At 65.6% G+C, this 18,074-nt stretch carries 18 protein-coding genes; 12 read left to right on the top strand and 6 right to left on the bottom strand.

Annotated features, from left to right (window positions below; all coding sequences use genetic code 11):
* Nucleotides 1-13: 13 nt before the first annotated feature.
* The gene (locus A3Q7_RS0107970) at nt 14-835 is read left to right on the top strand and encodes an ABC transporter ATP-binding protein (protein WP_018411336.1); all 822 of its coding nucleotides are present in this window, start codon (nt 14-16) and stop codon (nt 833-835) included.
* 159 nt (nt 836-994) lie between these two features.
* Here A3Q7_RS0107970 and A3Q7_RS0107965 read toward each other — a convergent pair whose 3' ends face one another.
* On the bottom strand, nt 995-2,512 hold the full coding sequence (locus tag A3Q7_RS0107965; protein ID WP_018411335.1) for a transglycosylase SLT domain-containing protein: 1,518 nt from the start codon (nt 2,510-2,512) through the stop codon (nt 995-997).
* A gap of 208 nt (nt 2,513-2,720) precedes the next feature.
* On the opposite strand from A3Q7_RS0107965, the gene A3Q7_RS0107960 reads away from it, so the two are divergent.
* A complete protein-coding gene (locus tag A3Q7_RS0107960) occupies nt 2,721-3,677 on the top strand; it encodes a GGDEF domain-containing response regulator (protein ID WP_018411334.1) in 957 nt (318 codons plus the stop codon).
* 47 nt (nt 3,678-3,724) lie between these two features.
* Here A3Q7_RS0107960 and gloB read toward each other — a convergent pair whose 3' ends face one another.
* Entirely contained in the window at nt 3,725-4,486 is a 762-nt protein-coding gene (gene gloB, locus A3Q7_RS0107955) for a hydroxyacylglutathione hydrolase (RefSeq protein WP_018411333.1), read from the bottom strand.
* 65 nt (nt 4,487-4,551) lie between these two features.
* Here gloB and A3Q7_RS0107950 point away from each other — a divergent pair, with 65 nt between their 5' ends.
* From A3Q7_RS0107950 to moaE, 8 genes are all read left to right on the top strand, one after another.
* Complete coding sequence (locus A3Q7_RS0107950) at nt 4,552-5,298, top strand: class I SAM-dependent methyltransferase (protein WP_018411332.1); 747 nt, start codon at nt 4,552-4,554, stop codon at nt 5,296-5,298.
* 56 nt (nt 5,299-5,354) lie between these two features.
* Entirely contained in the window at nt 5,355-5,792 is a 438-nt protein-coding gene (gene rnhA / locus A3Q7_RS0107945) for a ribonuclease HI (protein ID WP_018411331.1), read from the top strand.
* A gap of 102 nt (nt 5,793-5,894) precedes the next feature.
* Complete coding sequence (dnaQ, locus tag A3Q7_RS0107940; RefSeq protein WP_018411330.1) at nt 5,895-6,614, top strand: DNA polymerase III subunit epsilon; 720 nt, start codon at nt 5,895-5,897, stop codon at nt 6,612-6,614.
* Nucleotides 6,615-6,741: 127 nt separating this feature from the next.
* The gene (locus tag A3Q7_RS0107935; protein WP_018411329.1) at nt 6,742-7,779 is read left to right on the top strand and encodes an isocitrate/isopropylmalate family dehydrogenase; all 1,038 of its coding nucleotides are present in this window, start codon (nt 6,742-6,744) and stop codon (nt 7,777-7,779) included.
* Nucleotides 7,780-7,878: 99 nt separating this feature from the next.
* On the top strand, nt 7,879-8,373 hold the full coding sequence (mobB, locus tag A3Q7_RS0107930; protein ID WP_018411328.1) for a molybdopterin-guanine dinucleotide biosynthesis protein B: 495 nt from the start codon (nt 7,879-7,881) through the stop codon (nt 8,371-8,373).
* The gene (locus A3Q7_RS0107925; RefSeq protein ID WP_018411327.1) at nt 8,370-9,587 is read left to right on the top strand and encodes a molybdopterin molybdotransferase MoeA; all 1,218 of its coding nucleotides are present in this window, start codon (nt 8,370-8,372) and stop codon (nt 9,585-9,587) included. Before mobB ends, A3Q7_RS0107925 begins: the two co-directional genes overlap by 4 nt.
* Before the next feature lie 9 nt (nt 9,588-9,596).
* Nucleotides 9,597-9,851, top strand: coding sequence for a molybdopterin converting factor subunit 1 (gene moaD / locus A3Q7_RS0107920; protein ID WP_026224610.1), 255 nt, complete (start codon nt 9,597-9,599; stop codon nt 9,849-9,851).
* 43 nt (nt 9,852-9,894) lie between these two features.
* Entirely contained in the window at nt 9,895-10,350 is a 456-nt protein-coding gene (gene moaE, locus A3Q7_RS0107915; protein ID WP_018411325.1) for a molybdopterin synthase catalytic subunit MoaE, read from the top strand.
* A gap of 69 nt (nt 10,351-10,419) precedes the next feature.
* Here moaE and A3Q7_RS0107910 read toward each other — a convergent pair whose 3' ends face one another.
* From A3Q7_RS0107910 to A3Q7_RS0107900, 3 genes are all read right to left on the bottom strand, one after another.
* Nucleotides 10,420-11,811 (bottom strand): ATP-binding protein, encoded by a 1,392-nt coding sequence (locus tag A3Q7_RS0107910; protein WP_018411324.1) that lies wholly within the window; start codon nt 11,809-11,811, stop codon nt 10,420-10,422.
* A gap of 2 nt (nt 11,812-11,813) precedes the next feature.
* Complete coding sequence (locus A3Q7_RS0107905; RefSeq protein WP_040570683.1) at nt 11,814-12,545, bottom strand: response regulator; 732 nt, start codon at nt 12,543-12,545, stop codon at nt 11,814-11,816.
* 66 nt (nt 12,546-12,611) lie between these two features.
* Nucleotides 12,612-13,001, bottom strand: a complete 390-nt coding sequence (locus A3Q7_RS0107900; protein ID WP_018411322.1) for a hypothetical protein — start codon at nt 12,999-13,001, stop codon at nt 12,612-12,614.
* 237 nt (nt 13,002-13,238) lie between these two features.
* Between A3Q7_RS0107900 and A3Q7_RS0107895 the strand changes: the two genes are divergently transcribed.
* The gene (locus A3Q7_RS0107895) at nt 13,239-15,842 is read left to right on the top strand and encodes a glycosyltransferase (RefSeq protein WP_018411321.1); all 2,604 of its coding nucleotides are present in this window, start codon (nt 13,239-13,241) and stop codon (nt 15,840-15,842) included.
* Between the two features lie 5 nt (nt 15,843-15,847).
* Nucleotides 15,848-17,389 carry a glycoside hydrolase family 17 protein gene (locus tag A3Q7_RS0107890; protein WP_018411320.1) on the top strand — a complete coding sequence of 514 codons (1,542 nt, stop codon included), beginning with the start codon at nt 15,848-15,850 and terminating at the stop codon, nt 17,387-17,389.
* 53 nt (nt 17,390-17,442) lie between these two features.
* Here A3Q7_RS0107890 and A3Q7_RS0107885 read toward each other — a convergent pair whose 3' ends face one another.
* Entirely contained in the window at nt 17,443-18,069 is a 627-nt protein-coding gene (locus A3Q7_RS0107885; protein ID WP_018411319.1) for a YbhB/YbcL family Raf kinase inhibitor-like protein, read from the bottom strand.
* Nucleotides 18,070-18,074: the final 5 nt, after the last annotated feature.

Genomic DNA, 18,074 nt, shown 5'->3' with positions numbered 1-18,074 from the left:
ACAGGACAGAGTGATGAATGCCATCGCAGACATGGATGCCCCGATGCTGGCGGTCAGGAATATCGAGGTCATCTACAACCATGTGATCCTGGCTTTGCGCGGAGTGTCGATGCAAGTCTCTCCGCGCAGCATCGTTGCCTTGCTGGGAGCGAATGGCGCCGGCAAGAGCACGACGCTGAAGGCCATTTCGACCCTGCTTGCATCGGAGCGCGGCGAAGTCACGAAGGGCAGCATCGAGTTCCGTGGACAGCGCACCGACAGGAAGACGCCGGGCGAGATGGTCGCGATGGGCATGGTGCAGGTGATGGAAGGCCGGCATTGCTTCGCCCATCTCACGGTCGAGGAGAACCTGCTGACCGGCGCCTATGCGCGCAGGATCAAGGGCGCCGAGCTCAAGGCGGAACTGGAGCGCATCTACGCGTACTTCCCGCGGCTGAAGGTCAGGCGCACCAGCCTCGCCGGCTATACCTCGGGCGGCGAGCAACAGATGACCGCCATCGGGCGAGCCATGATGGCCAGGCCCGGCATGCTGCTGCTGGATGAACCGTCCATGGGGCTGGCGCCGCAGATCGTGGCCGAGATTTTCGAGATCGTGCGCGATCTGAACCAGAAGGAGGGCGTGAGCATCCTGCTTGCCGAACAGAACACGAATGTGGCGCTCAAGCACGCGGATTACGCCTATGTCCTCGAATCCGGGCGCATCATGATGGAAGGCCCTGCTGCCGCGCTGGCCGAGAATCCGGACGTGAAGGAGTTCTATCTCGGGCTGTCCACCGAAGGTCGCAAGAGCTTCCGCGATGTAAAGACCTATCGCCGCCGCAAACAGTGGGTGTAGGTGCCGCGTCGTGCTGCAACACTCTTGCGGCAACCGCGCCTGTGACTCGGAACGGGCGATGTTCCCGGATGCTCGCTGTGCGATGGGCGGTCCGGGCGGCAAGGTGTGCGCGGTGGCTTGCTGACGCCGGCATTCCACTCTCGGCCGGCGTCGTCAGCTTCACTTCTTTCCGGCGGCAGGCTTTTTGGCCGGCGTTGCCACCTTGCGGGGCGGTGCCGGCTTGGCTTTCAACGCCTTGCCGGCGGGTGCGGCCTTGACCGGTTTCTTTGCGTTCGATGTGATCGGCACCGTCACCCATTTGCCATTTCGTTTGACGCGTTTGTAGCGAGGTTTGTCCACCCCCAGCTTGGGCGCCTCTTCCGCCGAGCTGCCGGGCAGACCGGCCAGTTCCGCCTCTTCTTCGGGTACCAGCAGAGTGGTGCCCGGACCGATGCGTGCGGTCGGCGACAGCCCGTTGAAACGGCGCAGCCGCCATTCCGACACGCCGAACTTGCGCACCACGGTGGCGACCGTTTCCTTGCCGCCCAGGGTGTAGGTGCGCCAGGACGAACCCGGTGGCGCGGCCGCCTCGACGTCGCCGTTGTTCAGGTTGGACATGAAGGTGTCCACCGCGTCGGCGGGCAGTACCAGTTGTGCGCCGCCATCGCCGGCCCGGATGACCGGGCGCTTGTGCTGCGGGTTGAGCGCCTTCAGTTCCGCGACCGGCACGTCCGCCAGTCTGGCTGCCGTGGCCAGATCCATGGTCGGCGCCTCGCTCACCAGCGCGAAGTAGGGCTTGTTTTCCACCATGTCGAGTTCCAGCCCGAACAGGTCGGGCTGGGCGATGATGTTCTTGAGCGCCTGCAGCTTGGGCACGTAGTGGCGCGTTTCGGCGGGCATGTTCAGCGACATGTAGTCGGTGGGCAGGCCGGCCGCCTGATTGCGCATCACCGCCCGACCGACCGCACCTTCGCCCCAGTTGTACGAAGCGAGCGCCAGATGCCAGTCGCCGTGCATTTCGTAGATCTTCTGCAGATAATCGAGCGCGGCGGAGGTGGAGGCGACGATGTCGCGGCGGTCGTCGCGCTGCGCATTCTGTTCCAGACCGTACAGCTTTCCGGTGGACGGGATGAACTGCCACAGCCCCGATGCCTTGGCGACCGACAGCGCCTCCGGGTTGTAGGCGCTTTCCACCATGGGCAACAGCGCCAGTTCGGTCGGCAGTCCGCGCTTCTCGATTTCCTCGACGATGTGGAACATGTAGCGGCGGCCCCGTTCGATCATGCGCCGCATGTAGTCGGGCCGGTTCAGGTACCAGGCCTGGTGTTCCGCAACCAGAGGGCTTTCCAGGTCGGCCATGCCGAAGCCCTTGCGTATGCGCTCCCACAGGTCATCGGGAGGTGCGGTCAGATCGATGGGCTTGACGTCGTTGTCGGCGTTCTCGACCACTTCGGTCGGTTCGGGAAAAGCGATCGGTTCGGCCTTGCCCGGCTTGATGCCCGGCGTGGTGCGAGGGGGCGGCGATGGCGTACGTCGTACCGCCGGCCCGCGCACTGCCGGCGCGCTGCCGGGAAGGACAGCCGGTTCGTCCGGCGCCTGACCGGTGGGTGCACTGCCGGTCGACGCGCAACCCGCAATCGTTGCGGCGCACGCGACCAGCAGCGCCTTGCGCAGCAGGGATGCGGTGAAGTACGGCATTGCAGCGGAAAAACCAAACCCCGAATCCTAGCCAGCCGGACCGGCCAGCGTCAAACCCGGGAGGCGGGACCGAGAGGACAGAGCTGCATCGACCGTCGACCTGCGGCAGGCGTTCAATCCACCGGGGCTTCCCGTCCGTAAAGAAGAAGCTTCTTGCTGTTACCGGTCTTCACGATATGATCACAAAAAAAGAAAGCCGGAAGCAGCCATGAAAGCGCTGGTCATCGAAGATTCGCAGACGGGGCTGGCAGTCGTCAGTCAGCATCTCGAAAGAATGGGCATCTCGCCCATCGCCGCAACGGACGGCGAGAGCGGTATCGAGCTGTTCCGGCAACACAATCCCGACATTGTGCTGCTGGACGTCGTGCTGCCCGGCATGGATGGCTACGAGGTGGCGCGGCGCATACGCGCCATCGAGCAGTCCGGCGAATGGACACCCATCATCTTCCTGACCGCGCGCACCGCGGACAGCGATCTGGTGCAGGGCATCACCGCAGGCGGCGACGACTATCTGTTCAAGCCGATCAGCGAGGTGGTGCTGGCGGCGAAGGTGAGGGCCATGCAGCGCATCCTGCAGATGCGCTATTCGCTGGTGGTGCTGACACGCAAGCTCGATGCAGCCAACCAGGAACTGACCCGGCTCACCTCGCAGGATGGCCTGACCGGGCTCGCCAATCGCCGCCACTTCGACGAAACCATGTTGCGCGAGTGGCGGCGGGCGGCGCGCTACAAGCGGCCGATGTCGCTCGCGCTGATCGATGTGGATCACTTCAAGCTGTACAACGACACCTATGGTCACCTGGGTGGCGACGAGTGCCTGAAGGCCGTCGCCAGTGCCCTGCAGGCGGTGTCCCGTCGCCCGAGCGATCTGGTTGCGCGCTATGGCGGCGAGGAATTCGCGCTGGTGCTGCCGGAAACCGATCTCGCCGGCGCGCGCAACGTCGCCGAAGGGCTGGTGGAGTCGATACGTGCGCTGCGCATGCCGCACAGTGCGGCTCTGTCCGGCCATGTCACCATCAGTGTGGGCGTTTCCAGCATGCAGCCCGGCAGTTCTCCTGGCGGCCCTCAGGACCTGATCGCCGAAGCCGATCTGGCGCTCTACGCCGCCAAGTCAGGCGGGCGTGACCGGGTCGGCTACAAACAGTCCGAGACGGTTGCCGGCTGACCGGTCGGCCATCCCGCTTGCCCTGCGGGTTTCCGGACCGGGGGCCTTCAGAATCTGTTCTTCCACTCGCGCAGTGCCGCGAATACCTCGACCGGTGTATCCAGCCGCCGTCCTGCGAAGGATTCAGCGGCACGGATGACCGCCGGCTCGCGGACCCGCAGGAAGGGATTGGTGGCCAGTTCGATCGCCAGCGGACAGGGCAGCGTGGCCTGTCCGCGTTCGCGCAGCCGGTTGACGCGCCGGATGCGGGTGCTCAAGGCGTCGTTGTCCGGTTCCACCGCCTGCGCGAATCGCAGATTGGCGGCCGTGTATTCATGCGCGCAGTAGATGAGCGTATGCAGCGGCAGCGATGCCAGCCGCGACAGCGAATGCCACATCTGTTCCGCGCTGCCTTCGAACAGGCGACCGCAGCCGCCGGCAAACAGCGTGTCGCCGCAGAACAGGCTGCCTGCGCCGCAATAGGCGATGTGGCTGCGGGTATGGCCGGGCACCTCGAGTACGGCCAGGGACGTCGGCAGCCACGACAGCTCGATACGGCTGCCTTCCCTGACCACGTCGTCGAGATGCTCGATGCGTTCGTCCGCAGGACCGAATACGCGCGCACCGGTGCGCCGCTTCAGTTCGCCGGTGCCGCCGGTGTGATCGGCGTGGTGATGGGTGATCAGTATGGTGTCCAGGCGCAGCGAATGGTGTTCGAGAGCGGCCAGAACCGGCGCGGCATCGCCAGGGTCGACCACCAGCGCCCGGTCACCTGAGGTGGCGAGCCAAAGATAATTGTCGCCAAATGCGGGGATCGGATATATCTTCATCGCCGCGATTCTGGCGGCTGGGCTGCGCGTTGACAATGCACCGGCTGCGACAACCCACCTGACCCATGTCTATTCCCGGATTTCACGAATGGCTGGATACCCCGCAGGGACAGTATGTCCAGGGCTGGGAGCATGCGCGCGTCGATGAAATCGTGAGCGATGTATTCGGTTACAACGCGGTGCAGGTCGGGTTGCTGGAGCATGACTATCTGCGCGCCAATCGCATGCCGTTCAAGCTCGGCTGCGACGACGATAGATCGGCGACAAGTCCCGCCCTGGTCTGCGATGCTGTCCAGTTGCCCTTTCCGGCGGCCAGCGTGGATCTGATCGTGCTGCCGCATGTGCTTGAATTCGCCGACGATCCGCACGCCATCCTGCGTGAGGTCGAGCGCGTGCTGGTGCCGGAAGGTCATGTTCTGGTGACCGGTTTCAACCCATTCAGCCTGTGGGGGGCACGTCGACGGCTGCGCGAGCGCGAGCCTTTTCCCTGGAACGGGGACTGGCTGTCGGTGCCGCGTCTGCGCGACTGGTTCAAATTGCTCAGCCTGGACAGCCAGGCCGGATGTTTCGGCTGTTACTGCCCGCCGGTGCGCAGCGACAAGTGGCTGGCGCGCTGGCATTTCATGGAGAACGCCGGTCGTCGCTGGTGGCCCTTCCTTGGTGGCACCTATGTGCTGCAGGGTATCAAGCGGGTGCGGGGCATGCGCCTCATTACACCGGCCTGGAATGACAGGAAGGCGGCTGCGCGCGCGCTCGGCACGGTCAGCCCGCGTGCCCAGAAGAACCGCGCGCCGGAACCGGCAGATCATTGATCTGGCGATGGCCGGCCCGCCGCCGGCTGTCTTCAACTTTCTGGAGTGAATACCTGTTGGACGAAGTCATCATCTACACCGACGGCGCCTGCAGTGGCAATCCCGGCCCGGGCGGCTGGGGCGCTCTGCTCATGAGCGGTCCGCACGAGAAGGAACTGTCGGGTGGCGAGCGCTCGACCACCAACAACCGCATGGAACTGATGGCGGTGATCGAGGCCCTGAAAACGCTGAAGAAGCCGGTGCGGGCGGTGGTCTATACCGACTCGCAATACGTGCAGAAGGGCATCAGCGAATGGATACACGGCTGGAAGCGCAAGGGCTGGAAGACCGCCGGGGGGGATCCGGTCAAGAATGTGGATCTGTGGCAGGCGCTGGACGCGGAGGCACGCCTGCACCAGGTGGAGTGGCGCTGGGTCAAGGGCCATGCCGGACATCCGGAGAACGAGCGGGTGGACCGCCTCGCGCGTGAAGCCATTCCGCGTTCACCGGCGTGAACCGCGATGTGCACGATGCGGCCGCCGGGGCGTCAGCGAGCCGCAAGTCGCAGCCGCTAGAATGTCGCCCCGGACCCCGTGAGCTGACCGCAGGATGAAGACATGACCCGCCAGATCGTTCTCGATACCGAAACCACCGGCCTGGAATGGCAGAACGGCGACCGGCTGATCGAGCTGGGCTGTGTGGAACTGGTCGGCCGCAAGCGCACCGGCCGCCACCTGCATCTTTATGTGAACCCGGAGCGCGAGGTGCCCGAAGGCGCGGTGGCGGTGCACGGCATCACCACGGAATTCCTCGCCGACAAGCCCAGGTTCCGCGATGTGGTCGATCAGTTCGTCGACTTCGTGCGCGGTGCGGAGCTGATCATCCACAACGCCGCCTTCGATGTCGGCTTCCTCGACAACGAACTGAGTATCGTCAAGCGCTCTCCGTTGCGCGAAATCTGCGTCTGGCCAGCAATCGATACGGTGCGCATGGCGCGCGACATGTTCCCCGGCAAACGCGCCAACCTGGACGCGCTGTGCGAGCGCTTCGGGATCGAGAATTCGCATCGCGAGTTTCATGGCGCGCTGCTCGATGCCGAATTGCTGGTCGAGGTTTACCTGGCCATGACCCGCGGCCAGGAAAGTCTCATCATCGATCTGGAACCCGAGCCTGCGGCGGTGCGTGCGGCGGCTGCGGCGCGCCCGCGTGGTGCGCTGCGCCAGGTGCGCGCGACGGCGGAGGAGATCGCCGAACACGAAAGGGTGCTGGCCGACATCGACAAGGCGAGCGGCGGCGCGACGGTGTGGCGCTCGCTGGAACCGGCGACCACGAATTGAGGAAAAGGACCCGCCGGCGGGTCCGCATCAGAGGCAGATTTCTTGCTTCAAACGCCGGAAACTCCCGTTGCGCGGTCCAACCGATCGCCGCAACGGGTGGCGCATACCAATACACAGGAGACCCCGAATGAGCGCGCAGAAGCTTCCCGCCACACTGATACCCGGTGACGGCATAGGGCCGGAAATCATGGATGCCGCACTGGCGGCGCTGGACGCTGTCGGAGCCCCGTTCGAGTGGGACGAGCAGCCGGCAGGCATGGGTGCGCTGAAGGGCGAGGGCGATCCACTGCCCGCGCGCACGCTGGACAGCATCCGGCGTACCCGCCTGGCGTTGAAGGGACCGCTGGAAACGCCGGTCGGTGGCGGTTTCCGTTCGATCAACGTGCGGCTGCGCGAGGAATTCAAGCTGTACGCGAACATCCGGCCGGCGCGCACGCTCATTCCGGGTGGTCGCTACGACAAGATCGATCTCATTGTCTGCCGCGAGAATCTCGAAGGCCTCTACATGGGCTACGAGCATTTCATCCCGATCGAGGGCGATCCGCACGCGGTGGCGATGTCCACCGGCGTGAATACGCGGCAGGGCTCGCGTCACATACTCGAGTACGCGTTCGAGCACGCGATCGCGCTGGGCCGCCGCAAGGTGACCGTGGTGCACAAGGCCAACATCATGAAGGCGCTTACCGGCATCTTCCTGGAAACCGCGCAGCAGATGTACGAGGAGCGCTACAAGGGCCGCATCGAATTCGAGCAGGTGATCGTGGACGCCTGCTGCATGAAGCTGGTGATGAACCCGTGGCAGTTCGATGTGCTGGTCACCACCAATCTGTTCGGCGACATCCTGTCCGACCTGACCGCCGGTCTGGTGGGCGGCCTGGGCATGGCGCCGGGCTCCAATATCGGCGCCGATGCAGCCATCTTCGAGGCGGTCCATGGATCGGCGCCCGACATCGCCGGCAAGGGCATCGCCAATCCCACCGCGCTGGTGCTGGCCGCCGCGCTGATGCTCGACCACGTGAAAATGAAGGACAAGGGCGACCGCATACGCCAGGCCGTGTCCGACACGCTGAACGTCGATCGCGTGCTCACCGGCGACCTCGGCGGCCGTGCGTCCACCAAGGAATACACAGCCGCGCTGGTCGCCCGGATACGCAACGGTGGTTGACAGCGGATCGGCCCCGCACGACGTCTTGGGTCCATAATCGCGCCTTTCCAGTCCAGGGGCAGGCGGTCGCTCGTGCGACCGCCTGCGGCACAGACATCCATGAAAGTTTTCGGATTTGCCGGCTACAGCGGCGCCGGCAAGACCACGCTGATCGAGCGCCTCATCCCGCTGTTCATCGACGAAGGCCTGACCGTGTCGCTGATCAAGCATGCGCACGAAGGTTTCGACATCGATCGTCCGGGCAAGGATTCCTATCGCCTGCGCGAAGCCGGTTGCCGCGAGGTGATGCTGGTGTCCGGGCGACGCTGGGTGCTCATGCACGAATTGCGTGACCGGCCCGAGCCGACGCTGGACGAGCAGATGGCCGTCATGGGCGACTGCGACCTGCTGCTGGTGGAGGGCTACAAGGTGTCGCCGATACCCAAGCTGGAGGTGCACCGCCCCTCCTACGGCCGGCCCCTGCTGTATCCGGACAATCCCCATGTGGTCGCGGTCGCCAGCGACGAAGCGATGGAACTTCCCTTGCCTCGCCTGGACCTCAACGATGTGCCGGCGGTTGCCGGCTTCATTCTTCGTTTTCACGGATTCCGATGAACGAGATGATTTCGCTGGAGGTCGCGCGCGACCGCCTGCTGGCGGCAGCGCGGCCGATCACCGACATCGAGGTGCAGGACACCTTCGACGCCGCGGGACGCGTTCTGGCGGCCGATCTGGTGTCCGGCGTCACGGTGCCGCCGTATGACAATTCCAGCATGGATGGCTACGCGGTCCGGCTGGCCGATGTCGGCGCGCCCGGCGTGTGTCTGCCGGTGAGCCAGCGCATCGCCGCTGGTCATGTCGGCACGCCGCTCGCCGCCGGCACTTGTGCGCGCATTTTCACCGGCGCGCCGGTGCCGGCCGGCGCGGATGCCATCGTGATGCAGGAAATGACGCAGCCGGCCGAACAGGGTGTCATCATCGACCAGTTGCCCCAGCCTGGCGCCTGGATACGACGCGCCGGCGAGGACATGCAGGTTGGCGACGTGATCCTGCGCGCCGGCACCCGGCTGCGCGCGCAGGAGATCGGCCTGGCCGCCACCGCCGGGCGGGCCCGGCTCGAAGTCGTCCGCCGGCCACGCGTTGCGCTGTTTTCCACCGGCGACGAACTGGTGATGCCGGGCGAGCCGCTGCCGCCGGGCGGCATCTACAATTCCAATCGCTACACCTTGCGCGTGCTGTGCGAAAACCTCGGCTGCAAGGTGGTGGACATGGGCATCGTGCCGGATCGCCTCGACGCCACACGCGCCGCATTGCGGCAGGCGGCGGAGTGCAGCGATCTCATCCTGACCAGCGGCGGCGTGGGGGTGGGAGAGGAAGATCACATCAAGCCGGCGCTGGCGGCCGAAGGCGCGCTCGAGAGCTGGCGCATCGCGATGAAGCCGGGCAAGCCGCTCGCGCGTGGACACGTGCGCCGCGGCGATGGCGGTTACGCCGATTTCATCGGCCTGCCGGGCAATCCGGTGTCCAGCTTCGTCACCTTCCTGCTGCTGGTCCGTCCCTTCCTGCTGCGGCGCACGGGTATGCGCGAAATTGCACCGCAGCCGTATGCGTTGCGCGCAGACTTCGACTGGACGCGACCGGATCGCCGTCGCGAATTCCTGCGCGTGAGACGCAATGCCGAGGGCGGACTCGATCTGTTTTGCAACCAGAGTTCGGGCGTGCTTACCTCGACCGTGTGGGGCGACGGCCTGGCCGATATCGCCGCCAACCGGGTGGTGGTGCGCGGCGATGTGCTGCCTTTCCTGTCCTTCGAATCGCTGCTTTACTGAATCATGACGATGAAGATCAAGGTGCTGTATTTCGCGGCCTTGCGCGAAGCGCTCGGTTCGTCCGGAGAAACGGTCGAACTGCCTGAGGGGGCAACCACGCTTGCCGGCGTGCGTGCCGTGATCGCCGGTCGGGGCGGTGCATGGACCGCGCTCGCGCAGATGAAGAATCTGCGGGCGGCGGTGAACCAGCGCATGGCGGATCCGGATGACGCAGTGACCGACGGCGACGAGGTGGCCTTCTTTCCGCCGGTCACGGGTGGATGAGAGGCAAGCGGGTGACCGGGAGCCGGCAAGCGAGGAGCGGGCGATGAGCGTGAGCGTGCAGCAGGCCGATTTCGATATCGGGGCCGAGATCGACGCGTTGATGGCTGGCCGTGGCGATATCGGTGCGGTGGCCACGTTTACCGGACTGGTGCGCGACATGAACGAGGGTTCCGGCGTGACCGCGATGACGCTGGAGCACTATCCGGGCATGACCGAGGCCGCACTGGCCGACATCGTCGAACAGGCGAAGGCGCGCTGGGACATCCTGGCCGTGCGTGTGATCCATCGCGTCGGCACGCTGCGTCCGGCTGATCGCATCGTGCTGGTGGTCGTTGCGGGCGCCCACCGCGGCGAGGCGTTTGCCGCCTGCGAATTCATCATGGATTACCTGAAAACCCGTGCTCCGTTCTGGAAACGCGAGGACACGCCGGCAGGAAGCCGCTGGGTCGACGCACGCGAGTCGGACGACAGCGCCGCCGCGCGCTGGCAACAGGACTGAGCTGCGTTCGGATAGCCGGGGCCGGGAGGGGCGCTCTCATCGGCCGTGCGGGCAGCCGCGTCGGGTGGGTCAGTGCAGCGGCAGCGTGATGCGCGCCCGCAGGCCGCCCGACGGTGACTGCAACAGCGTGATGTCGCCCCCCTGCGCACGGATGATGGCGCGTGCGATGGCCAGTCCGAGACCGCTGCCGCCGGTGTGGCGCGCACGCGACTGTTCCAGGCGCACATAGGGTTCGAACACGTGTTCGCGTTCGCTGTCCGGAATGCCCGGTCCGTCGTCATCGATGTCGATCACCGCGCAGTCCTTGTCCGATGACAGCGTGACGTGGATGCGTCCGCTGCCGTAGCGGCGGGCGTTGTCCATCAGGTTGGCGAGCGCTCTCCGCGTCTGCATTGGCCGCAGCCTGACCGGCCGGAGCAGTTGCCCGCTGACCTCGATGTCCGCGCCCAGCGCCATGATGTCGTCGGCCACGCCTTCGATCAGCGCATCGAGCCGTGTCGGCGAAGCCGCTTCCGCGCTCTCGCCGGCGCGCAGGAAGGCCAGTGTGTCGTCGATCAGCGTTTCCATCTCCGCCAGATCGCGCTCGATGGCGTCGCGCACCGTGCCTTCGGCCAATTGTTCGAGCCGCAGGCGCACCCGCGTGATCGGCAGGCGCAGGTCGTGCGACACGCCGGCGAGTGCTTGTGCCCGTGTCTGGATCAATGTGCGCAGCGCCTTCTGCATCCGGTTGAAAGCCTCGGCCGCGCTGGCCACCTCGCGCGGGCCGGCGGTAGCGAGCGCCGGCTGGTCGAGATTGCGCGCCAGTCCGTCGGCGGCGCGCGCGAACATGGCCAGCGGCCGGGTCAGGCGGCGTACCACCCAGACCGACAGCACGCTCACGATCGCGGCTACCAGCAGCAGGCCGATGATGATGCGCAGGGGGCGTTCCACCGGCGGCGGTGGCGGCGAATAACGGAAGGTGAGTACCTTGCCATCGCCAAGCCTGACCTGGGTCACTATGTTCAGACGCTCGGGGGCAGGAAACAGTCGCGCGAGGTGGGGTGGCGGTGGGTGCGGGGGGTGCATGGTGCCGGGTCCGTCATCCGCATCCGGCTGGCGCAGCAGAAGGATCTGGTGCGGGTAGCGGCCGGCCAGCAGTTCGGAAACCCGACGGTTGAACACATCGAACTCTTCCGGCACCGGCTCGCCGCCGCCATGCCATGTGTCGTCCACGCGGATGCGTGTGCTCGGGCTTTCCAGCAGCGGCAGCAGCCGGGCGCGACCGGTCGCGGGGGTGTCGTCGATCAATGTCACCGCTTCGACCATGCGGACCGCGGCGTATTCGCTGCGCATCTGGCGCGACAACCGGGAACGGTCATCCAGCACCAGCCACAGGCCCAGCGCATTGGCGAGCAGCAGACCGCCGAGCAGCGCGCACAGGATCTGGCCGAACAGGGTACGCGGCACGAGGCGCACGGCCATCGTCAAAAGAGCTTCTCCACCGGACCGTTCAGGACATAGCCTTCGTTGCGCAGCGTGCGGATGATGCGCGGTTCGCGGCCGTCGTCGCCAAGGCGCCGGCGCAGGCGGCTGATCATGACATCCACGGTGCGATCGAACGGGCCGGCATCGCGCCCGGCCAGCACGTCCATGAGCTGGTCGCGCGACAGCACGCGGTTGGCGTTCTCGACCAGGGCGTTGAGCATGCGGAATTCACCGCTGGACAGCGGCGTGACGACACCTGCCTCGTCGACCAGATGACGTGCGCCGAGATCCAGTGTCCAGCCCGCGAATTTCAGGCCACGCACGCTGCCATCGCCCTCGGCGCGATCCGGCGCCCGGCGCAGGATGCTTCGCACGCGGGCCAGCAGTTCGCGCGGATGGAAGGGTTTCGGCAGGTAGTCGTCGGCACCCATCTCCAGGCCGATGATGCGGTCCAGTTCGTCGCCGCGCGCGGTCAGCATGAGGATGGGCAGCTTGGAGCGCGCGCGGATTTCACGGCACAGCGACAGTCCGTCCTCCCCCGGCAGCATGATGTCGAGGATGAGCAGATCGCAGGGCTCGCGCTCCAGCGCCGCGCGCAGACCCGCGCCGTCGGCCACGGTACGTACGTCCATGTCCTGTTTGCCCAGGTAGTCGCGCAGAAGCTCGCGCAGGTCGGGATCGTCGTCGACCACCAGAATGCGAGCCGGGGCGTTATGGTTGGATTGACTCATGGTGGCGCCAGCTTAGCGCCTGCCTCCGCAGCCGTGCGCATGCGGGACAATTTGCGAACAATCGGTTTACCTGCGGTTAACAGCGCCGCGCCGGTTGATCAGGCACCACAGGCCGGCGAGGAAGGCGATCGCCGCCTGATCGGCCGCGTAAAGCACCATGCCGGCAACGCCGGTCAGCACGGCGGCCATCGCCAGGGCCCTCGCTCGCAGCAACACGGCTGTCGCGGCAAAAGCGAGCGCGAGCCAGCCGAGGCGTTCTTCCATGAACAGATGCGGGCCCATGCCGCGCACCGCACAACGCCAGTCCCGGGTGTCCGTGGCACACAGATTGAGCAGCGCGTCCGACTGCATGAAACCGTAGCGCAGGGTCAGCGCCAGCGCCGCCACCAGTGCGACGGCGACCATCAGGCGCGCGGGAAAGGCGGCGACGGAGCGCGCGCCAGCCATTGTCGTCATTCGGGTTTCCTTGTGTAGTCCTCATCCTTCATGCCGGAAGCCGGCGATTACGCTGTGTTAACATCGCCGCGCCGCAACACGAGTATGCGGAAAACGCTGAACCTTACTGGAAAATCGCGGTGTTATGCGAACGCTGGAATATTCTCCATCGTTTGCGTCGACCGGCGCCCGTGCGCCCCGGGTCGCCTGCATTGCCGGACAAGGAAGATGCGGTAACCGGAATCGCTAAGACCGCACATGAGAAGACAGATTTCCTTCGCCCGCCTGCTGATTGCGCTGATGATCGCCGGCGGTGTGGCCGCCACGCATTTCCTGCTCTGGGCCCTCACGAATCGCCCGGTCAGCGTGGTCGAGCCGCTCGAGTACATCGACGGTTTTTCATACAGCCCGTACCGCCGCGACCAGAGTCCGCTCAAGGGCATCTATCCCAGCTATGCCGAAATCGATGAGGACATGAAGCAGCTGGGTGGCATCGCTCACCGTATCCGGACCTACAACTCGACCGAGAATCCGGAAGTGTCAGCGCTCGCCAGGCTGCACGGGATGAACGTGACCGCCGGCGCATGGCTGGACCGCGACAAGGAGCGCAACCGTCGCGAGATCGGTGCCGTGCTCGCCGATGCGCGGCTCAATGAGAATATCGACCGCATCATCGTCGGTAACGAGGTGCTGCTGCGCACCGATCTGACCATGCAGGAGATGTATGCCTACCTGGACGAGGTGCGCAACGCGACGGACCTGCCGGTGTCAACCGCCGAGCCCTGGCATGTCTGGCTGAAGAATCCGGAACTGGCCGACCATGTCGACTTCCTCGCCGTCCACCTGTTGCCCTATCACGAGGGCGTACCGGTGGACAAGGCGGTCGACTATGCGATGGCCCGCTACCACGAGCTGCAGGAGGCCTTCCCCGGGCGGCACATCCTGGTGTCGGAAATCGGCTGGCCGAGCAAGGGGCCGACCCTGCAGGCGGCGGTTGCATCGGACGAGAACCAGGCGCGCTTCGTGCGCGAATTCCTCTACCGCACACTGTGCAAGAACATCGATTATTTCCTGATTGAAGCGTATGACCAGCCCTGGAAGATCGACATCGAAGGCTGGGCCGGCGCTTACTGGGGCATGTTCAATGCCGACCGCCAGCTCAAGTTCCCGCTCGAGGGCACGGTCGATCCGAACAGCAACTGGATCGATGACGCACTGCTGGCCACCCTCATTGCCTTCGCGCCCATGCTGCTTCTGTGCGTGATCCAGCGTGGCATGAGCATAGGCGGCCAGCTCTGGATGTGCCTGCTGGTCCAGGCCTGCATTACCGCCATCGTCATCGCGGCGCGGTTGCCGTCCGATTATTACTTCACGCTGCGCGATCTTTCGGCACTGATCGGGCTGGTGTTCGGCGTGGTACTTACCGCTGGCGTGCTGCTGACCAATGGTTTCGAGTTCGCCGAGGTGTTCTTCAAGGCACGCTGGCGCCGTGCCTACAAGCCGGCCTCTCCGCTGCCGCCGGCGCTGCAGCCTTTCGTGTCGGTGCACCTCGCGTGCTGCAACGAGCCGCCGGAAATGGTGATCGCGACTATCGACAGTCTTGCCGCCATGAACTACGAGAATTTCGAAGTGATCGTGGTCGACAACAACACCAAGGATGAGGCCTTGTGGCGGCCGGTCGAGGCGCGCATGTCCGAGCTGGGCCCGCGCTTCCGTTTCTTCCATCTGCCTTCCTGGCCGGGCTTCAAGGCGGGTGCGCTGAATTTTGCGCTGAAGCAGACCGATCCGCGTGCGGTGGTCGTCGGTGTGGTCGATGCCGACTATGTCGTGACTGCGGACTGGCTGTGCGCGCTGGTGCCGCATTTCCGCGACGAGCGGGTCGCGGTCGTGCAGGCGCCACAAGCGCATCGCGAGTGGGAGCGCCATTTCTTCAAGCGCATGTGCAACTGGGAGTTCGATGGCTTCTTCCGCATCGGCATGCATCACCGGCACGAGCGCAACGCGCTGATCCAGCACGGCACCATGACCCTCGTGCGCCGGTCACGCCTGGAGGAGTCGGGCAGTTGGTCGGAGTGGTGCATCTGTGAGGACACCGAGCTCGGCTTGCGTCTGCTCGAGCGCGGCGATGAGTTGCGATACATCGACCGCGTGTTCGGCCGCGGGCTGACGCCGGCCAGTTTTGCCGCGCTGAAGTCGCAGCGTTTCCGTTGGGCCTTTGGAGCGATGCAGATCATGAAGGGGCACTGGCATGCGCTGGTCGGCCGCAGCAAGCTTTCGCTCGGTCAGCGCTATCACTTCCTGACCGGCTGGTTCTCGTGGTTCGGTGATGCGTTGCAGTTCCTGTTCGCGATGGGGGCGATCGGCTGGACCGCGGCCATGCTCATCTGGCCCAAGATGTTCTCGCTGCCGGTCACCATCATGCTGGCGCCGGTGCTCGGACTTCTGGTGGCCAAGGCAGCCATGGGGCCCATCCTGTACCGCCGTGCGATGGATTGCCCCTGGCCCGACATTGCCGGGGCGTCGCTGGTCAGTCTGGGACTTTCGCATGCCATCGCACGCGGCATCATTGCCGGGCTGACGCACAAGCGCGGCGTTTTCCTGCGCACGGCAAAGGGCAAGGCCGAAGGCGGGCTGGCGAAGTTCTTCCAGCCGATACGCGAGGAAATGTACCTGCTGCTGGCACTGTTCATCGCCGGAGCGGCCATGCTGTACATGCGCGGTACCGACAGCCTTGAAGTGCTGCTGTGGGTCACCATGCTGGGCCTGCAGTCCTTGCCCTATCTGGCGGCACTGGCCTGCCAGTTCATCGCGCAACTGCCGGAAAAACCTTTGCCGGCCGCACGCGCAATCGTCACCGCCTGAACACCATGATGCCTTCACCATCGCGTGGCCCGAGCTGGGCGCGCTTTGCACTGATCAACCTGATCGCTCTCGGCGTCATGGCCGCCTGGTACTGGTGCGCGAACCTGCCTCAGCCCATCGTCGATGTGCTGCCGGGCGAGGACAGGTTGCAGTGCGTGTCATACGCACCGTACTACCGTCCGGGTGAATCGCCGCTCGATCCCGATTTCCAGGTAAGCCGCGAACGCCTGGACGCCGATCTCGCGCGCCTGGCGCAGATCACCCGCTGTGTGCGACTTTACTCGGTGGACCAGGGACTGGCGGCGGTGCCCGAGCTGGCCGGCAAGCACGGACTGAAGGTTCTGGTGGGCGCATGGATAGGGCGCGACGCGAAGAAGAACGACGCTGAACTGTCGGTTGCCATCGCGCTTGCCAACGCGCATCGCGACGTGGTCCGCGGCCTCATTGTCGGCAACGAGGTACTGTTGCGCCGCGAACAGACCGAAGAAGGTCTGCGCGCCTACATCGAGCGCGCGCAGCAGGATACCGAGGTGCCGGTGACCTATGCGGACGTCTGGGAGTTCTGGCTCAAGCACAAGGATCTGGCGAGTGCGGTCGATTTTGCCACCATCCATATCCTGCCCTACTGGGAGGACGAGCCGCGCGCCATCGACGAAGCCTTGCCACATGTGAGCCGGGTGATGGATGCCATGTCGGCGGCGCTGGGCAAGCCCCTGCTGATCGGCGAAACCGGTTGGCCCAGCGTGGGCAAGCAGCGCGATGGGGCACGACCCGGACTGGTGGAACAGGCGCGCTATATCCGTGAATTCCTGAATGCTGCGCACGACCGCGGCTGGCAGTACAACGTGATCGAGGCATTCGACCAGCCGTGGAAACGCTGGCTCGAAGGCACGGTGGGCGGCTACTGGGGCATGCTGGATTCGGATGCCCGGCCCAAGTTTGCGTTCCAGGGACCGGTGGCGGAACGCGCGGATGGCGACCGTCCGATGATGGCGGCGGCGGCGGGACTGTGTATTGCGGCCCTGCTGGCGTGGGTCGCGCGGCCGGGCCGGTCCGGTGCGGTGGCCTCCTTCGCGCTGTCGGGTGCCCTCGCCGGCATGATTTTTCCGGCGCAGGTCGAATTCCTCGCCGTGTCGTCCCGTGGCATCGGTGACTGGCTCGCCCTGGGCAGCATGGCGCTGGCCGGATGGCTGGCATGGGTGGCCATGCCTTTCGCGATGGCCGGTCGAGCCGACGCCGTCTTGCGCTGGGCGCTGCGAGCCCTGTTGTTCGGCGTCGCGGCGGCCGGGTTGCTGCTGGCCGTGGATGGTCGTTACCGCGACTTCCCTTTCCTGCTGTTCCTGATGCCTGCCGCGCAGTTCGGTGTCGCCTTGCGTTTCGCCGGTTTCCGGCTGGTGCCGCATCCGCCCGAGGCCGTGGCATTCGCGACCATTGCCATCGCCGGCAGCCTGATTGCCTGGCTCATGGACTGGCGCAATGTCCAGGCCTTCGCCTGGGCGGTGATGGCGACCGCTTTCGCGAGCGCTTTCCTGAAGCGCCAGCGGTAGGACGCATCGCATCCGCCATCGATGGCGGATGCGCGTCCCGAGGCGAATGCGCGCTAGCCGCGCACTGCCGGGTTCAGACTGTACAGGCCGGTCAGGCTGGCGCGCGCCAGCACATGGCCATCCATCGCCGTGCGCACCGCGTCCACGGTCAGCCGACCGTTCGCCGGCAGGCGATCAACATCCAGTGCGTACAGCGTGAACACGTAGTGATGCACGATTTCGTCATTCCACGGCGGGCAGGGACCGTCGTAGCCGTGGTAGTCCCCTTTCATCTGTTCGTCGCCCGCGAACCACGCGGTGTAGTCATTGATGCCCTGGCGCGTGCCGCGCGGGCCGGCCGGCCCGGGTTTGCCGCTGGGCGTGACGCTGGACGAGAACTCGCCTTCGGTGATCTCGCCCTGGGGCGCAAGATCGATCAGCAGCCAGTGGATGAAGTCGCAGCGCGGCAGGCTTGCCGGCACCGTGCGGCCCGGCTGGTTCACGTCATCGGCACGCGTCGGCACGTCCGGATCGTGGCAGATGAGAACGAGGGAACGCGTGCCGGCAGGCAGATCCGACCACGCCAGGTGCGGATTGCGATTGCCGCCGAATCGGGCACGCCCCTCGCCATCGGGGATGCAGAACGCGTTTTCGCCGGGAATGTACTGACCGTCGGAAAAGTTTTGGCTGATGAGTTTCATCGCAG

The sequence above is a fragment of the Methyloversatilis thermotolerans genome (assembly GCF_000372885.1).
In the GTDB taxonomy this organism is placed as follows: Bacteria; Pseudomonadota; Gammaproteobacteria; order Burkholderiales; family Rhodocyclaceae; genus Methyloversatilis; species Methyloversatilis thermotolerans.
The sequence above is the reverse complement of the archived record's forward strand: the minus strand, read 5'-3'. Positions and strand labels throughout refer to the sequence as shown.

Bases quoted from the DNA above. Each gene is read 5' to 3' on its own strand.
- A3Q7_RS0107970 (WP_018411336.1), top strand. From the start codon at position 14: ATGAATGCCATCGCAGACATGGATGCCCCGATGCTGGCGGTCAGGAAT.
- A3Q7_RS0107965 (WP_018411335.1), bottom strand. From the start codon at position 2,512: ATGCCGTACTTCACCGCATCCCTGCTGCGCAAGGCGCTGCTGGTCGCG.
- A3Q7_RS0107960 (WP_018411334.1), top strand. From the start codon at position 2,721: ATGAAAGCGCTGGTCATCGAAGATTCGCAGACGGGGCTGGCAGTCGTC.
- gloB (WP_018411333.1), bottom strand. From the start codon at position 4,486: ATGAAGATATATCCGATCCCCGCATTTGGCGACAATTATCTTTGGCTC.
- A3Q7_RS0107950 (WP_018411332.1), top strand. From the start codon at position 4,552: ATGTCTATTCCCGGATTTCACGAATGGCTGGATACCCCGCAGGGACAG.
- dnaQ (WP_018411330.1), top strand. From the start codon at position 5,895: ATGACCCGCCAGATCGTTCTCGATACCGAAACCACCGGCCTGGAATGG.
- A3Q7_RS0107935 (WP_018411329.1), top strand. From the start codon at position 6,742: ATGAGCGCGCAGAAGCTTCCCGCCACACTGATACCCGGTGACGGCATA.
- mobB (WP_018411328.1), top strand. From the start codon at position 7,879: ATGAAAGTTTTCGGATTTGCCGGCTACAGCGGCGCCGGCAAGACCACG.
- A3Q7_RS0107925 (WP_018411327.1), top strand. From the start codon at position 8,370: ATGAACGAGATGATTTCGCTGGAGGTCGCGCGCGACCGCCTGCTGGCG.
- moaD (WP_026224610.1), top strand. From the start codon at position 9,597: ATGAAGATCAAGGTGCTGTATTTCGCGGCCTTGCGCGAAGCGCTCGGT.
- moaE (WP_018411325.1), top strand. From the start codon at position 9,895: ATGAGCGTGAGCGTGCAGCAGGCCGATTTCGATATCGGGGCCGAGATC.
- A3Q7_RS0107910 (WP_018411324.1), bottom strand. From the start codon at position 11,811: ATGGCCGTGCGCCTCGTGCCGCGTACCCTGTTCGGCCAGATCCTGTGC.
- A3Q7_RS0107905 (WP_040570683.1), bottom strand. From the start codon at position 12,545: ATGAGTCAATCCAACCATAACGCCCCGGCTCGCATTCTGGTGGTCGAC.
- A3Q7_RS0107900 (WP_018411322.1), bottom strand. From the start codon at position 13,001: ATGACGACAATGGCTGGCGCGCGCTCCGTCGCCGCCTTTCCCGCGCGC.
- A3Q7_RS0107895 (WP_018411321.1), top strand. From the start codon at position 13,239: ATGAGAAGACAGATTTCCTTCGCCCGCCTGCTGATTGCGCTGATGATC.
- A3Q7_RS0107890 (WP_018411320.1), top strand. From the start codon at position 15,848: ATGATGCCTTCACCATCGCGTGGCCCGAGCTGGGCGCGCTTTGCACTG.
- A3Q7_RS0107885 (WP_018411319.1), bottom strand. From the start codon at position 18,069: ATGAAACTCATCAGCCAAAACTTTTCCGACGGTCAGTACATTCCCGGC.